The sequence below is a fragment of the Paraburkholderia fungorum genome (genome assembly GCF_900099835.1).
GTDB lineage: Bacteria > Pseudomonadota > Gammaproteobacteria > Burkholderiales > Burkholderiaceae > Paraburkholderia > Paraburkholderia fungorum_A.
On record NZ_FNKP01000001.1, the window covers coordinates 1,018,914 to 1,034,121 of the forward strand.

General features: G+C 62.5%; 13 protein-coding genes. All 13 read left to right on the forward strand.

The features are described from left to right. The first annotated feature begins 59 nt into the window (after positions 1 to 59). A complete protein-coding gene (locus BLS41_RS04535) occupies positions 60 to 971 on the forward strand; it encodes a GDP-mannose 4,6-dehydratase (protein ID WP_074766287.1) in 912 nt (303 codons plus the stop codon). A gap of 437 nt (positions 972 to 1,408) precedes the next feature. Continuing rightward, the gene (gene rfbB / locus BLS41_RS04540; RefSeq protein ID WP_074763202.1) at positions 1,409 to 2,470 is read left to right on the forward strand and encodes a dTDP-glucose 4,6-dehydratase; all 1,062 of its coding nucleotides are present in this window, start codon (positions 1,409 to 1,411) and stop codon (positions 2,468 to 2,470) included. A 10-nt stretch (positions 2,471 to 2,480) separates the two neighbouring features. Continuing rightward, positions 2,481 to 3,374, forward strand: a complete 894-nt coding sequence (rfbA, locus tag BLS41_RS04545; RefSeq protein WP_074763203.1) for a glucose-1-phosphate thymidylyltransferase RfbA — start codon at positions 2,481 to 2,483, stop codon at positions 3,372 to 3,374. Continuing rightward, the gene (gene rfbC / locus BLS41_RS04550) at positions 3,359 to 3,910 is read left to right on the forward strand and encodes a dTDP-4-dehydrorhamnose 3,5-epimerase (RefSeq protein WP_074763204.1); all 552 of its coding nucleotides are present in this window, start codon (positions 3,359 to 3,361) and stop codon (positions 3,908 to 3,910) included. The genes rfbA and rfbC overlap by 16 nt, the downstream gene beginning before the upstream one ends. Before the next feature lie 12 nt (positions 3,911 to 3,922). Next, complete coding sequence (gene rfbD / locus BLS41_RS04555) at positions 3,923 to 4,849, forward strand: dTDP-4-dehydrorhamnose reductase (RefSeq protein WP_074763205.1); 927 nt, start codon at positions 3,923 to 3,925, stop codon at positions 4,847 to 4,849. Positions 4,850 to 5,160: 311 nt separating this feature from the next. Beyond that, complete coding sequence (locus BLS41_RS04560) at positions 5,161 to 6,576, forward strand: mannose-1-phosphate guanylyltransferase/mannose-6-phosphate isomerase (protein WP_074763206.1); 1,416 nt, start codon at positions 5,161 to 5,163, stop codon at positions 6,574 to 6,576. Position 6,577: 1 nt separating this feature from the next. Further along, a complete protein-coding gene (locus BLS41_RS04565) occupies positions 6,578 to 7,396 on the forward strand; it encodes an ABC transporter permease (protein ID WP_074763207.1) in 819 nt (272 codons plus the stop codon). Between the two features lie 4 nt (positions 7,397 to 7,400). Next, entirely contained in the window at positions 7,401 to 8,177 is a 777-nt protein-coding gene (locus tag BLS41_RS04570) for an ABC transporter ATP-binding protein (protein WP_074763208.1), read from the forward strand. Between the two features lie 288 nt (positions 8,178 to 8,465). After that, positions 8,466 to 9,848: a phenylacetate--CoA ligase family protein gene (locus tag BLS41_RS04575; protein ID WP_074763209.1), complete on the forward strand. Its 1,383-nt coding sequence runs from the start codon at positions 8,466 to 8,468 to the stop codon at positions 9,846 to 9,848. Then, positions 9,845 to 11,428: a polysaccharide deacetylase family protein gene (locus BLS41_RS04580; RefSeq protein ID WP_074763210.1), complete on the forward strand. Its 1,584-nt coding sequence runs from the start codon at positions 9,845 to 9,847 to the stop codon at positions 11,426 to 11,428. The genes BLS41_RS04575 and BLS41_RS04580 overlap by 4 nt, the downstream gene beginning before the upstream one ends. Continuing rightward, the gene (wecB, locus tag BLS41_RS04585) at positions 11,425 to 12,546 is read left to right on the forward strand and encodes a non-hydrolyzing UDP-N-acetylglucosamine 2-epimerase (protein WP_074763211.1); all 1,122 of its coding nucleotides are present in this window, start codon (positions 11,425 to 11,427) and stop codon (positions 12,544 to 12,546) included. The genes BLS41_RS04580 and wecB overlap by 4 nt, the downstream gene beginning before the upstream one ends. Next, entirely contained in the window at positions 12,539 to 13,816 is a 1,278-nt protein-coding gene (locus tag BLS41_RS04590; protein WP_074763212.1) for a glycosyltransferase, read from the forward strand. Before wecB ends, BLS41_RS04590 begins: the two co-directional genes overlap by 8 nt. A 10-nt stretch (positions 13,817 to 13,826) precedes the next feature. Continuing rightward, entirely contained in the window at positions 13,827 to 14,957 is a 1,131-nt protein-coding gene (locus tag BLS41_RS04595; protein ID WP_074763213.1) for a glycosyltransferase, read from the forward strand. The last annotated feature ends 251 nt before the right edge of the window (positions 14,958 to 15,208 follow it).

A 15,208-nucleotide genomic window follows, 5' to 3' on the forward strand; every position in this document is an offset into this window, starting at 1 on the left:
AACGCGGACCACGCGCGATATTGCACTACAACAGGATGACATCCGTGAAAAAGGAAAACATGTCTGCGCCGGCATCGACGCAACCTGTTCGCACGCTCGTCACCGGTGCGAACGGTTTCACTGGCCGCTATCTGGTCGACAAGCTGCTGGGCCGCGGCCACACCGTCATCGAGACGGTGGGCGGCCGCAACGAGCCCGAAACGCCCACCCGAATGCGGCTCGACATCACGTCGCCGGATGATTGCCGGCGCGTGATCGAAACCGTGCGGCCCGACTACATCGTGCATCTGGCCGCGATCAGTTTCGTGGGCCACAACGACCCGCTCGACTTCTATCGCGTGAACGTGATCGGCACGCTGAATCTCCTGGAAGCGTGTGCATCGGTCGGCCATACGCCGCGCAAGCTGCTGATTGCGAGCAGTGCGAACGTGTACGGCAACGTGACGAGCGACGCGATCGACGAAAGCTTCCCGGTCACGCCGGTCAATCACTACGCGGCCAGCAAGGCGGCCATGGAAACGATGGTGCGCACCTGGTTCGACCGGTTGCCCATCCTGATCGTACGACCGTTCAATTACACCGGCCGCGGCCAGGCGTCGAACTTCCTTGTGCCGAAGATCGTCGAGCATTTCGCGCGACGTGAGCCGTCCATCGAACTGGGCAACATCGACGTCGCACGCGATTTTTCGGACGTGCGCTACGTGGCCGATGCGTACGAAGCGCTGCTCGATTCCGAAGCGGCTGCCGAGACCGTGAATGTATGCACCGGCACGCCTTATACCTTGCGCGACATTCTCGCCAAGGCGAGCGATCTGACGGGCCATGAACTGGAAGTTCGCGTGAACCCGGCATTCGTCCGACAAACCGATGTGAAAATGCTCGCTGGATCGCCGGCCAAGCTGCGCTCGCTGGTGCCCGCCGTCGAGGCCATCCCGTTCGAGGACACGCTGCGCTGGATGCTCGTGGCCTGACAGGGCGCGGGCAGTCAATTGGACCTGCGTTTCCCTGCTTTTCAGCCCTCCGCGATGCGCCTGTTCATGCGGCGCATGCGCGCGGGCGGCTTTCTACTCCTTTTGCACATTGCGTTTGCGAGCACCCCGCAGACCCGTTAATGAATCGGCGGCCCCGTCTCTGTGCGCCCTCCCACCCGTAAAGGCAATTGTCAGAAAAAGCCGCCGGGTTGGTTCGATACCAAACTTGTCAAGCTGTTTCAAGTTGTTAGGGTTATGGTTTTTAATCCGGGCCGCTTTATAATCGGGGCATCATAAGATAGGCGTCTGGGCGTCCGCGTGCAATGCGTGCGGCGCCCCGACTACGCACAGGAATCGGACTCCGGACCGGCGCAGCGCGGGGTAGGCAGATCGGTGAATCGATTCCACACCCGCCACTCACATCACAAGGGAATTTCATGATCCTGGTAACGGGCGGTGCCGGCTTTATCGGCGCTAATTTCGTGCTCGACTGGCTCAATGCCTCGGACGAAGCGGTGCTGAATGTAGACAAGCTGACCTATGCCGGCAACCTGGGTACGCTCAAGTCGCAACAGGCCAATCCCAAACACATTTTTGTCCGCGCAGATATCTGCGACCGCGCCGCGCTCGACGCACTGTTCGCCGAGCACAAGCCGCGCGCGGTGCTGCACTTCGCGGCCGAGAGTCACGTCGACCGCTCCATTCACGGCCCGGCCGATTTCGTGCAGACCAACGTGGTCGGCACTTTCACGCTGCTCGAAGCGACCCGCAATTACTGGAACGCGCTGGGCGACGCCGACAAGGCCGCGTTCCGCTTCCTGCACGTGTCGACCGACGAAGTGTTCGGCTCGCTGTCCGCTACCGATCCGCAGTTCTCCGAAACCACGCCGTATGCGCCGAACAGTCCTTACTCGGCGACCAAGGCGGGTTCCGATCATCTGGTGCGCGCGTACCATCACACGTACGGCCTGCCGGTACTCACCACGAACTGCTCGAACAACTACGGTCCGTACCAGTTCCCCGAAAAGCTGATCCCGCTGATGATCGCCAACGCGCTCGCGGGCAAGCCGCTGCCGGTATACGGCGACGGTCAGAACGTGCGCGACTGGCTGTATGTCGGCGACCATTGCAGTGCGATCCGCGAAGTGCTCGCGCGTGGCACGCCGGGCGAGACGTACAACGTGGGCGGCTGGAACGAGAAGAAGAATCTCGACGTCGTGCATACGCTGTGCGACCTGCTCGACCAGTTGCGCCCGAAGGCGAATGCGTCGTACCGCGACCAGATCACGTACGTGAAGGATCGTCCGGGCCACGACCGCCGCTACGCCATCGACGCACGCAAGCTCGAACGCGAACTCGGCTGGCTGCCAGCGGAAACGTTCGAGACGGGTCTCGCGAAGACGGTCCAGTGGTACCTGGACAATCAGGCATGGTCCGACGAAGTGGCTTCGGGTGACTATCGGAAGTGGGTTGAGACCAACTACGCGCAGCGCGCGTAAAGGCACGGTAATGGCGCGCAAAGGCATCATTCTCGCGGGCGGGTCGGGCACCCGTCTGTATCCGATCACGCATGTCGTCTCCAAGCAGTTGCTGCCGGTGTACGACAAGCCGATGATTTACTACCCGCTGTCCACATTGATGGTGGCAGGTATTCGCGACGTGCTGATCATCTCCACGCCGCAGGACACGCCGCGTTTCGAGGCGATGCTCGGCGACGGCAGCCAGTGGGGCATGAACATCCAGTACGCCGTTCAGCCTTCGCCGGACGGGCTCGCGCAGGCGTTCATCATCGGTCGCGAATTTGTCGGCAATGATCCGTCGGCGCTGATTCTCGGCGACAACATTTTCTACGGCCACGATCTCGCGAAGCAGCTCGAGCATGCAAGCGCGCAACCCGAAGGCGCCACCGTGTTCGCGTATCACGTGCACGATCCGGAGCGTTACGGTGTGGTCGAATTCGACAAGCAGTTCCGCGCGTTGTCGATTGAAGAGAAGCCGGTCAAGCCGCGTTCGAATTACGCGGTTACGGGTCTCTACTTCTACGACAAGCAGGTGTGCGATATCGCGGCGGACATCAAGCCGTCGCCGCGCGGCGAACTCGAAATTACCGATGTCAACTCGCGTTATCTCGCGGATGCGGCGCTCAATGTCGAGATCATGGGGCGCGGCTATGCGTGGCTCGATACCGGCACGCACGATTCGCTGATCGAAGCGGCCACCTTCATCGCGACGCTGCAGAAGCGTCAGGGTCTGGTCGTCGCGTGTCCGGAAGAGATCGCGTACCGGCAAAGCTGGATCGACGGCGAGCAACTGCTGGCGCTGGCCAAGCCGCTCGCGAAGAATGCCTACGGGCAGTACCTCCAAAACATTCTGACGGATCACGTTGCATGGCCATCCAAGTAACCGCTACGGCGCTGCCGGAAGTCAAGATCATCGAGCCGAAGGTGTTCGGCGACGCGCGCGGCTTTTTCTTCGAGAGCTTTAACGCGGCCGAGTTTGCCGAGAAGGTCGAGCCGGGCGTCGAGTTCCTGCAGGACAACCATTCGCGTTCGGCGAAAGGCGTGCTGCGCGGTCTGCATTATCAGATCCAGCATGCGCAGGGCAAGCTGGTGCGCGTGGTCGAAGGCGACGTGTTCGACGTGGCAGTGGATATCCGCAAAAGCTCGCCGAATTTCGGCAAGTGGGTGGGTGTGCATCTGTCGGTCGAGAATCATCGGCAACTGTGGGTGCCGCCTGGTTTTGCACACGGATTCGTCGTGTTGTCGGAGTCCGCACAGTTTCTGTACAAGACCACCGACTACTGGTTTCCCGAGCACGAGCGCAGCATCGTCTGGAACGATCCCGCCATCGGTATCGAATGGCCGATCGACTTCGAGCCGTTGCTGGCCGCGAAGGATGCGGCGGGCAAGCTGCTCGCCGATGCTGAAGTCTTCGCATAAGGAGCGGGCCGTATGAGCGTACGTGAAGCCACGCAGACGATTCTCGTCACCGGTGTGAACGGTCAGGTGGGCTATGAACTTGCGCGCACGCTGCAAGGGCTCGGCAACGTGGTCGCAGTGGATCGGTCGGTGATGGATCTCTCGGATCTGGATCAGGTCCGGGCGGTGGTCCGCGACGTGCGTCCCACGCTGATCGTCAATCCCGCTGCTTACACCGCGGTCGACAAGGCCGAACAGGAAAGCGATCTCGCCATGCGCATCAACGGCGAAGCGCCGGGCGTCCTCGCCGAAGAGGGGAAGAAGCTGGGCGCGGCGTTGATCCACTATTCGACCGACTACGTGTTCAACGGCGAGAAAGAAGGGGCGTACGTCGAAGACGATCGCACTGATCCGCAAAACGTCTACGGCCGCAGCAAGCTGGCGGGCGAGCAGGCGATTGCGGCGAGCGGCGCGAATCATCTGGTGCTGCGTACCAGCTGGGTGTACGGCACGCGCGGCAAGAATTTTCTGCTCACCATGCTGCGGCTCGGCGCCGACCGGCCCGAGTTGAAAGTCGTCGCCGACCAGTTCGGCGCGCCCACCTGGTGCAATACGATCGCCACGCTCACCGCGCATCTGGCCGCCCAATCTTTTGCCGCCGAAGACAGCGCCAAATGGTGGAGCGAGCGTTCGGGCGTCTATCACCTGTGCGCCGGCGATGCGACCTCCTGGCACGGTTTCGCGTCGGCGATTTTCGAACTCGCCGATCTGCAGAACAAGCCGAACGCGCTGCCCATTCCGGCGTCCGACTATCCGACGCCGGCCAAACGCCCGTCCAACTCCAGGATGTCGAACGACAAACTGGCGCGGGTATTCGGGCTCGCCGCACCGCACTGGCGCGATGCGTTGAAGCTGTGTCTGACGGACGGCTTTCCGAAGTCGCCGGCTGCGCGCCCCTGAAACCGCATGTCGACGGGCGGCGCTTATCGGAAGTCGATAACTGCTGCGTGCTTCTCACCACCTTTGCCATGGCGTTTCGCGGCCTTAACTGCCTGACGGGAGTGAAAGGGGGTAGAGGTAGAATATCGTCGAAGGCAACGACGCGCCGGCCCATTCATCGGGTGCGGCGCGTTAGCGTTCAGCACGCGCACATGGCCGTACGGCCTGCTGTTTTGTTGAGTCATGCCGAACATCAACGTGTACGCGGCGACGTCGATTGGCATCGAGGTAACGTCGATGTGGCGTAATAAATACCGTACCGAGGGGACTCTGTGAGTTTGTTACCGATCATCCTGTGTGGCGGCGCTGGGTCAAGACTCTGGCCCGTCTCGCGCGAGTTGCACCCGAAGCCGTTCATCCGACTCGCGGATGGCGAAAGCCTGCTGCAAAAGGCTTTCCTGCGCGCGGTGGCGTTGCCCGGCGTGAAGGAAGTGCTGACGGTAACCAATCGCGATCTGTTCTTCAAAACCGAAGACGATTTCCGCGAAGTGAATGCGAAAGGCCATCGCACTTCGTTCATCCTCGAACCGTTCGGCCGCAACACCGCCGCGGCGGTAGCGACGTCGGCCTTGCATACGGCGAAAGTGCACGGCGACGATACGGTCATGCTGGTGCTCGCCGCCGATCATCTGATCGCCGACCAGCAGGCTTTCGCCACAGCGGTCGAAGCCGCGACGAAGCTCGCGCAGGCAGGTAAGGTCGTGACTTTCGGCGTGCATCCCGAAACGCCTGAAACGGGCTACGGCTACATCGAGGCCGACGGCGACAAGGTCGTGCGCTTCGTCGAAAAACCTTCGCTCGACAAGGCTCGCGAATATCTCGCATCGGGCCGCTTCGTGTGGAATTCGGGCATGTTCTGCTTCACGGCGGGCACGATCCTGAAGGAAATGCGGCAGCACTGCCCGGAGATTCTCGACGCCGCCTCAGTGTGCATGGAGAAGTCCCCCTCCGCCGAAGGGAAGGACGGCGCGCAGGTGCGTCTCGAACCCGGCTGTTTCGGCGCGGTGCCGGAACTCTCGTTCGATTACGCGGTGATGGAGAAGTGCCAGCAGGCGGCCGTGGTGCGCTGCGATATCGGCTGGACCGATGTGGGCTCGTGGACCGCGCTCAGCGATCTCTCGCCGGCCGACGCGAGCGGCAACCGCGTGGAAGGCGAGGCGCTGCTGGTCGACGTGAACAACTGCTACCTGCGTGGCGGCTCGCGAATGATCGGCGCAGTGGGCATCGACAACCTGATCGTGATCGACACGCCCGACGCGTTGCTCGTCGCGAACAAGGACCGGGCGCAGGACGTGAAGCAGATCTTTGCCGAACTGAAGTTGCGCGGTCACGATACCTACAAGGTGCATCGCACGGTGCATCGGCCGTGGGGCACGTATTCGGTGCTCGAAGAAGGTCCGCGCTTCAAGATCAAGCGCATCGAGGTCAAGCCGGGTGGGAGCCTCAGCCTGCAGATGCATCATCACCGGAACGAGCATTGGGTGGTGGTCAGCGGCATGGCGAAGGTCGTCAACGGCGAACAGGAATTCTTCGTGTCAACCAATCAGTCGACCTATATTCCTGCAGGTCACAAACACCGCCTCGAAAATCCGGGTGTAGTCGAGCTTGTGATGATCGAAGTGCAGAGCGGCGAGTATCTGGGCGAAGACGATATCGTCCGCTTTGAAGACATTTACGGACGTACTTGAGATGGATATCAGTTTTACCAACAATACCGAAGACCTGACGCGTCACACCGAGAAAGACGACCTGATCGTCGGTATGAAGTCGGTGCGGGTCTGGGGCACGCTCGGCTGGCACGACATCCGTCAGCGCTATCGCCGGTCGGTGCTCGGGCCGTTCTGGTTCACGCTGAGCACGATCATCATGGTCGCCGTGCTCGGCGCGTTGTACTCCACATTGCTACATCAGGAAATCTCCGACTACCTGCCGTATCTCGCGGTAGGTCTGGTCGTGTGGGCGTACCTGGCATCGGTCGCCAATGAAGGATGCATGGCGTTTATCGGCGCGGCCTATCTGATCAAACAGATCCGTCTGCCGCTCACCGTGCATGTCTGCCGGATCGCGTGGCGCAACTTCGTGATCCTGCTGCACAGCCTGCCGGTGGTCGTGGTGCTGCTGCTCGCCTTCGGACATTGGCCGGGCTGGGAGTTTGTGCTGGTGCCGTTCGCGCTGTTCATCCTGCTGCTGCACGGCGTGTGGCTCGGCGTCACGCTCGGCGTGCTGTGCGCGCGTTTTCGCGACATTCCGCCGATCGTCACCAATCTGATCCAGGTCGTGTTCTTCTTCACGCCGGTCATGTGGTCGCCGGAAATTCTGAAAGACCGCGCGTGGGTTGCCGAATACAACCCGCTGTATCACCTGATCGAAACGGTGCGCGCGCCGCTCACAGGCCGTCCGACTCATTGGGAGTCGTGGGCCTGGTCGATCGGCTTGTTGATCGTCGGTTTTGCGTTCTCGCAATTCCTGATGAAACGTTTCCGTAATCGCGTTCCTTACTGGCTTTGATATTGTGAGTTCTTCATCGATTGTCGCTCGTAACATCTCCGTCGAATTTCCGATTTACGAGAACTCCCACCGCTCGCTGAAAAAGGCGGTGCTCAATCTCACGACGGGTGGCCGGATCGGCCAGGACGCGGGTCGCCATGCGATCGTCAAGGCGATCGACGACCTCAGCTTCAGCTTTACCGAAGGCGAACGCATCGGTCTGATCGGCCATAACGGTTCGGGCAAGACCACGTTGCTGCGCACGCTGTCGGGCGTGTACGCGCCGGTGCGCGGCGAGCTGAAGGTGCAGGGCAAGATCGCGTCGCTGCTCGACGTGTCGATGGGTCTCGACCCCGACGCCACCGGCTTCGAAAACATCTATCTGCGCGGCATTCTCGACGGTTTGAAGCCGGCGCGAATCCGCAGCAAGATCGACGAAATCGCCGATTTCAGCGAACTCGGCGATTACCTGAATCTGCCGGTCCGCACGTATTCGAGCGGGATGATGCTGCGCCTCGCGTTCGCGATTTCGACCAGCGTCGAAGCCGATATCCTGATCATGGACGAATGGCTGAGCGTCGGCGACGCGGAGTTCGCCGTGAAGGCGGCCAAGCGTCTCGAAGGGCTGGTCGGCAAGGCGGCATTGCTGGTGGTGGCGTCGCACGATCCGAAGCTGGTGGCGCGCGTGTGCACCCGCAAGATTTCGATGGAACACGGCAAAGTGGTGGCGGACGAGCCCGTGAGCCCGCCGGAGAAGAACGACGAGCCGCTGATCAGCCGCGGCGCGGGATTGCCGCATTGAGATCGCGTCTGCGGCCTGGTGGGCGCGAGGGCACGCTGGCAGCGTGCCTCGATGCGTAAGCTGCGCCCCGCGCGGTCTTCATCCCAGGCACGCGTCGGCACGTGCCGCGCACGTATCGACACTCACCGGTGTTTCGTGGGACGTGAGGCCCAGCACCATCGTACCGCCGCGGCGCTCGCGAAAGCCGTCGCGGCGCAACCGGCAAAAACCGGACAGACATAACCCACAAGCGCACTTCAGAAGCGCGGCATAGAGGCGCAAACCAACGCGCAACAAGGTTCGAATTTCATGCGAGCAAATCACCCCTTTCTTCGATACTCCGAATCCGTGCTGGTGCGTCAGCCGTTTCGCACCTTAAAGGGATTCGCCGGCGGCTATATCGCCTATCCGATTGCGGAGAGCCGGGAAAAGCGCATTGTGCGTCCGAAGATTCGAGAGCTGCGCGAGCACTACACGCTGCCTGTGCCGCACCGCAAACGCATTGCGCGGGAGCGGCTCGCGGGCATGCTCGAGTTCGCCGGTGCAAACGTGCCTTATTACCGCGATCTTTTTCAGGCGCGGCAGTTCGATCCTTCAAAGGTCAGGCAGGACCCGCGTTACCTCGAAGAACTGCCGTATCTGACCAAGGACATCATCCGCGAACAGGGGCCGCGTCTGCTGTCGGTGCCGCTCGAGGCGGCCCCGCATCACGCGTGCAAGACCGGCGGCTCGACGGGTCTGTCCACCACGATTTACTACGACCAGGAAGGCGCGGATTACTCGTCGGCGGTGACCAGCTACTGTCGTGAGCGGATCGGCAAGCTGCGGCATCGTTCGGAGCTTCACTTTGCGTGCCGTTTCCCGGATCAGGCGATTCCGCAGTGGCCGTCGCGCGAAGACTTCAAATGCTTTGCGATGAACCGCAGCAACATTTTCTTCGACCGGATCGACGATCAGGGTCTCGAGGAAATGTGGCGCACGTTGAAGCGCCGCAAGCCGTATCTCGCGCACTCGCATCCGTCCACCATGTACGCGCTCGCGTGCTACGTGCAGCGCAAGTACGGCGGCGGCAAGGCGTTCCAGGTGTTCGAATCGAGCGGCGAACTGCTCGAGCCGCATGCACGCGAAATGATCGCGTCGGCACTGCGCTGCCGCGTGATCGACCGTTACGGCCTCGCCGAACTCGGCGTGATGGCCTATGAACTCGACGGTCACGAAGGCGGTTTCCAGATTCTCGAATCCGAGGGCTGGCCGGAAAGCCGCGTGTCGGAGAATCATGCCGACGGCGCGCACGAACTCGTCTTCACCGGTTTCCGCAACCGGCTGATGCCGCTGATCCGCTACGCAACGGGCGACCTCGCGCGCGTGCAGGAAACGCTGAAGGGCTTCTTCCTGACCGACGTGGTCGGGCGCATTCACGATGTCGTGCCGATCAACGGCGTCGCGCATCCTACGCACCATATCCAGGACATGCTGGATCATCGCGTCGGTGGCATTCAGGAATTCCAGATCGATTTGCGGACGTCGCCGCCTACCTTGCGGATCGTGCTGGAGCCTGCCGCCAGCGCTGAAGAGACAACCGCGAAGCTGCGCCATTTCTGGCAGGACGCGTTCACGATCGCGTATGTCGGACATGACGACTTCGTGCGGGTCGGCAGCCGGGCAAAATTTAGACATGTGGTGACGGCATGATTGGTGTTCTGTATCCCGATACGTCGGCTGAGGCCGCACAATATGTGCTCGCGGCCGTTCAACGCTCGGTCAGCGCAACCCAGGCGCAGCCGGTTTCGCGCAGCATGCTGCGCTCGCATGCGCCTGACGTGATCGTCGCGGTCAACGTGCCCGACGGTTGGAGCGCGGACCTGATCGCATGGCTCGACGGCGGCCCGCGCAAGCTGGTGGTCTTCGGGCCCATGCCGCGCGCGCTTGCGAGCCATTTGGGTTATCAGCCGGAGTACGCCGAACTGCCGCCAGCGCTGGTCGCGGCGAGCCGAAGCGCGGCGGCGCCGTCGTACGAATCGCGCGGGAGCGCGGCGGTGGTTCATTACGGCGAACTGGCGCGCACGCTCGGCGGCCAGCCATGGCAACGTCCGTTCGAACGTTTCGATTTCACCGACGAATGGAACAACCTCGGCTACGGCGCGATTCGTTGCGACGGCTCGATCTGGTCGATCGGGCAAGTGGCGCAGGTGCCCGCCGAAGCGGAGCTAGCGTCGGTCGTCGTGAATGGCGAGCGGCAATTCGCCTACGCCGCGTTGTGGGACGTCGACGCGCTGAGCGTGCTGTGGTTCAACCGTGCAGTTGGACCCTGCGATTCGTTCGAATGGCGCCTTGTCGAGCAATTCCTGTCGGGATATCGCGCCGACGCGATGCCGTGCCAACCGGTGCTGAGCGAATTGCCCTGGGGTTACGACGCGGCGATCACGTCGCGGCTCGATTGCGACGAAGATATCGAATCGGCGCGGCCGTTGTGGCAAACGTATCAACGGCTGGGCGTGCCGTTCACGCTCGCGGTTCACACGCAGAACCTGAATCGCGCCGATCAGCACAGCATCTTGCGCGAACTGCTGGCTGACCGGCAACAGGGCGCGGTGCTGTCGCACACGGCCACGCATGCGCCGAACTGGGGTGGCAGCTACGACAACGCGTTCGCGGAAGGGCGCCAGTCGGCGGAACTGCTCGAGGCGGTGACGGGCGTGCCGGTGCGCTATGCGGTGTCGCCGTTTCACCAGTCGCCGTCGTACGCCATGCGCGGTCTCGCAGATGGTGGTTACCTCGGTTGCGTCGGCGGAATCATCCGTAACGATCCCGAGTTTCTGACCGCGCGTGGCGGCGCGCTGGCGGGCCTGCCCGCAGGCTTCGTCGGACATAGTCAGCAGTGCATGTTGCATGGCGAATGCATGCTTGCCGAAGGCGATCCGCTTGCCGTTTTCAAGCAGGCCTTCGACTACGCGTACGCGACCAACACGCTGTTCGGCTATCTCGATCATCCGTTCTCGGAGCGCTACGCGTACGGCTGGAAAGACGAAGCGTCGCGGATCGACGCGCACGAGCAGTTCATCGCGTATATCCGCAGCCGGGCGCAAAAGCCGCTCTTCATGCACGAAGACGCCGCGCTCGATTTCATCAGATTCAGATCGCTCACGCAGATCGTCGAACAGGACGGCGCGTTCCGCGTCCTGACGCCGTCTGGCGAAGCGAAGCCGCTCACGCTCGGCGTCGAATTCCGTGGCGCTCACATGCAGGTCGAAGCGGGGAAACCGTTGCAATGAAAGTCATGGTGGTGATGGGCACGCGGCCCGAGGTGATCAAGCTGGCGCCGGTGGTGCGGGCCTTGCGCGCCGAATTCGACACGGTCGTTTGCGCGAGCGGGCAGCACAAGGACATGGCTGCGCAGGCGCTCGAATTCTTCGGCATCGAACCGGATATCACGCTCGAAACGATGAGCGCGGGGCAATCGCTGAATGCGTTGTCGTCGCGCCTGATCGCCGCGCTCGATCACGCGATGGACGACGTGCGTCCCGACTGGGTGATCGTGCAGGGCGACACGACCACCGCGTTTTGCGCGGGTCTCGCGGCGTTTCATCGGGGTATTCGCGTAGGCCATGTTGAAGCGGGTCTGCGTACCGGCGACCTCGCCAGTCCGTTTCCTGAAGAGGCGAATCGCAGCCTGCTGAGCCGCATTACGACGCTGCATTTCGCGCCGACCGAACTGGCGCGCTGCAATCTGCTGAGCGAAGGCGTGGCAGCGGACAAGATCGTCGTGACCGGCAACACGGTGGTGGATGCCATTGCCGCAGTACGCGAAAGCTGGCACGCGAATCCGCCGAAAAGTCCGTTGCCCGAATGGCATGGCGCGCAGAAGGAGCATGTGCTCGTCACCTGCCATCGGCGTGAAAATTTCGGCGACGTCTTGCAGGACATTTGCCGCGTACTCCGCGATTTGTGTCAGCGTTACAGCGATTATCGCTGGGTGTTTCCGGTGCATCTGAATCCGGCCGTGCGCGCGCCGGTGCATCGTGAACTCGATGGCATCGCCAATCTTTCGCTGATCGAGCCGGTCGACTATCCGACCAGTCTCTATCTGATCAGCGGCAGCGCCGTGGTGGTCAGCGATTCGGGCGGCATTCAGGAAGAAGCGCCGACCTTCGGCGTGCCGGTCGTCGTGATGCGCAATCACACGGAACGCCGCGAAGGCGTCGACGCCGGTTTCGCGACACTCGCGGGCCAGGCGGCGGCGAATATCGAAAGCGCGGTCAGCGGCTGGCTCGACGATCCGGCGCGTCGCGCGGCATTGCGCAATCGCGCGAATCCGTACGGCGACGGCCTGGCTTCGCAACGTATCGTCGAGAGCCTCGCAGGCCGCCCGGTCGAGGTGTTCATTGGTTGATGCGCAAGTTGATGCACAGGCGAAGAGCGCTGTGCTGGCCGCGCAAGACTGCGTGCTGTTCTCGACCGCCGACTGGGACGAGCCGTACTGGACCAACAAGCAACACACCGCGAGTATCCTGGCCGCGCGCGGCTGGCGCGTCCTGTACGTGGAGAGCGTCGGTTTCCGCTCGCCGAAAGTGGGCAGCGGACGCGACTGGAAGCGCCTGTGGCGTCGCCTGTGGCGCGGCGTTCAGTCGCTCGTGCTGGGGCCGCCGCGTCGCGCGGACAACATCTGGGTGCTGTCGCCGCTAATGGTGCCCGCCGGGCATCATCTGCCGTTCGTCAGCGCGTTGAACCAGGCGCTGCTGCGCTTTTCGGTGACGCGCTTCGCGAGGTCGCAGCGCTTTAACAAGCCGGTGGTCTGGACTTATCACCCGTACATGCTCGATTCGATTGCAACGCTGCCGCGCGGGCCGCTCGTGTATCACTGCGTCGACGATATCGCCGAGATTCCGGGCGTCGACGTGGTGGCGTTTCGCACCGCGCAACAGGCGTTGGTCGAGCGCTGCGAAGCCGTGTTCACGACTGCGATGTCGCTGAAGGACGTGTGCTTGCCGTTCAACCCCAATACGCATTTCTTCGGCAACGTCGTCGACGATACGCACTTCGGCCTCGCGCATACGGGAGACACCGCCGCCGCGCTGCCCGCCGAACTCGCCGCGATTCCCGAGCCGCGGCTCGTCTATCACGGCGTGCTGTCGGACTTCAAGGTCGATTTCCCGCTGCTGTTGCAGACAGCGAAGGCACGGCCGCACTGGCAATGGGTGATCATCGGCGAGGAGCGTGAAGGGCAGCGCAGCGAACTGTTTGCAGAACTGTCGCGCTTGCCGAATGTGCATCGGCTGGGCTATCGCCCTTACGAGGTTTTGCCGCAGTATTTGCGCGGCATGCAGGTCGGCGTATTGCCGACTTTGCTGAACGACTACACCCGCTCGATGTTTCCGATGAAGTTCTATGAATACCTCGCGGCCGGCCTGCCGGTCGTGGCGACGCCGCTCGACTTCGCGAAAGAACCGCGCGCGGGTCTCGAAGTGGGCGGCGACGCCGGCGCGTTCATCGCGGCGATCGAAAAGCAGCTGGCCCGCGGCAAGCTGAGCGCGGACGAAGCGCGCGACGCCGTCGGCGAAAACACGTGGGAGGCGCGGCTCGACAAGATGCTGGCGATCACCTTCCGTCGCACCGATCCGGGCGGGACCGGCAAGCCGGCCTCGCTGGACGCACTGGCCTGAGCGCTGACGCATGAAAGTTCTTCACGTTTATCGAACCTATTTCCCCGACCCGCCCGGTGGGCTGCAGGAAGCCATCCGGCAGATCAGCCTGTCCACGCGGGCATGCGGCGTCGATCCGCGAATCTTCACGTTGTCGCCCAATCCGGCGCCGCGCGATGTGCGCTACCCGGAGGGTGTCGTCACGCGCTCGCGCTCGTGGGCCGCGCCGGCTTCGTGCGACCTCGGCGGCTTCGAGTCGCTGCGGCATTACCGCGCCGAGGCCGAACAGGCCGACGTGCTGCATTTTCACTTTCCATGGCCGTTCGCAGACGTATTGCATCTGCTTGGCCGGGTGAAAAAGCCGGCAGTGATGACCTATCACTCCGATGTAGTGCGTCAGCGTGCGCTCGGCTACGTTTACGGCCCGTTGATGCGTGCTACCTTGCGTTCGATGTCGGCGGTGGTCGCGACTTCGGGTGTCTATGCACAAAGCAGCACCGTGCTTGCGAATGTCGTCGATCCGCAGCGACTGAAATCGATTCCGCTGGGCATCATCGACTACCGGGACGATCCGCAACTTGGCCATGCGGCGCCGGGCTGCCTGGATCGCCTGAAGCTCGACGGCAAGCCCTATGTGCTGGCGCTCGGCGTGCTGAGGTACTACAAGGGGCTGCATACGCTGATCGAGGCGGCGCCGTCGATTGCATCGACGATCGTCATCGCGGGCTCGGGCCCGGAAATGGAACGTCTGACCGAACTGGCGAAGACCGTCGGCGCGACAAATGTCGTGTTCGCGGGCCAGGTGTCGCACGAGGAAAAAATCGCGTTGCTGCGCGGCTGCCGCGCGCTGGTGATGCCTTCGCACTTGCGCTCGGAAGCGTTCGGCATGGTGCTGGTCGAAGCGGAAATGTTCGGCAAGCCGATGGTCTGCTGCGAGATGGGCTCGGGCACTTCGTATGTCAACGAACACGGCGTGACCGGCTTCGTGGTGCCGCCTGAATCGCCGGTGCAGTTCGCGGCGGCGGTCAACCAGCTTGTCCAGAATGAGCCGCTTGCACTGAAAATGGGCGCGGCGGCGCGCGAGCGCTATGAGCGGCTTTTTTCCGGGCCGGCGCTGGGCAATGCGTACCGGCGGCTTTACGAAGAGGTGTTGGCGGGCTAAAGGATCGGCTGCGGATGTGGGGTTGCGCCCATTTTGGCGTGCCCATGTGCTGGTACCATCTTGGCAAACGCATCGATTCGGTTGTGCCGGAAGTGCGTCTGACTCGTGGTACTTCGGCGAGTTGTCAGGATTTTTCCCGAAATAATAAAGAGCAGCGTCGGAATCACCCGTGACGTGAGAGCGTTGCGGAGCGTGGTCGCCTATTCGCCCGTGCCAGACTTTGTCGGAAATATTACACGGCTACGATCCAT

What these genes read in the sequence shown, in the direction of transcription:
- BLS41_RS04535 (WP_074766287.1), top strand. Translation starts at nt 60, where the DNA reads ATGTCTGCGCCGGCATCGACGCAACCTGTTCGCACGCTCGTCACCGGT.
- rfbB (WP_074763202.1), top strand. Translation starts at nt 1,409, where the DNA reads ATGATCCTGGTAACGGGCGGTGCCGGCTTTATCGGCGCTAATTTCGTG.
- rfbA (WP_074763203.1), top strand. Translation starts at nt 2,481, where the DNA reads ATGGCGCGCAAAGGCATCATTCTCGCGGGCGGGTCGGGCACCCGTCTG.
- rfbC (WP_074763204.1), top strand. Translation starts at nt 3,359, where the DNA reads ATGGCCATCCAAGTAACCGCTACGGCGCTGCCGGAAGTCAAGATCATC.
- rfbD (WP_074763205.1), top strand. Translation starts at nt 3,923, where the DNA reads ATGAGCGTACGTGAAGCCACGCAGACGATTCTCGTCACCGGTGTGAAC.
- BLS41_RS04565 (WP_074763207.1), top strand. Translation starts at nt 6,578, where the DNA reads ATGGATATCAGTTTTACCAACAATACCGAAGACCTGACGCGTCACACC.
- BLS41_RS04575 (WP_074763209.1), top strand. Translation starts at nt 8,466, where the DNA reads ATGCGAGCAAATCACCCCTTTCTTCGATACTCCGAATCCGTGCTGGTG.
- BLS41_RS04580 (WP_074763210.1), top strand. Translation starts at nt 9,845, where the DNA reads ATGATTGGTGTTCTGTATCCCGATACGTCGGCTGAGGCCGCACAATAT.
- wecB (WP_074763211.1), top strand. Translation starts at nt 11,425, where the DNA reads ATGAAAGTCATGGTGGTGATGGGCACGCGGCCCGAGGTGATCAAGCTG.
- BLS41_RS04595 (WP_074763213.1), top strand. Translation starts at nt 13,827, where the DNA reads ATGAAAGTTCTTCACGTTTATCGAACCTATTTCCCCGACCCGCCCGGT.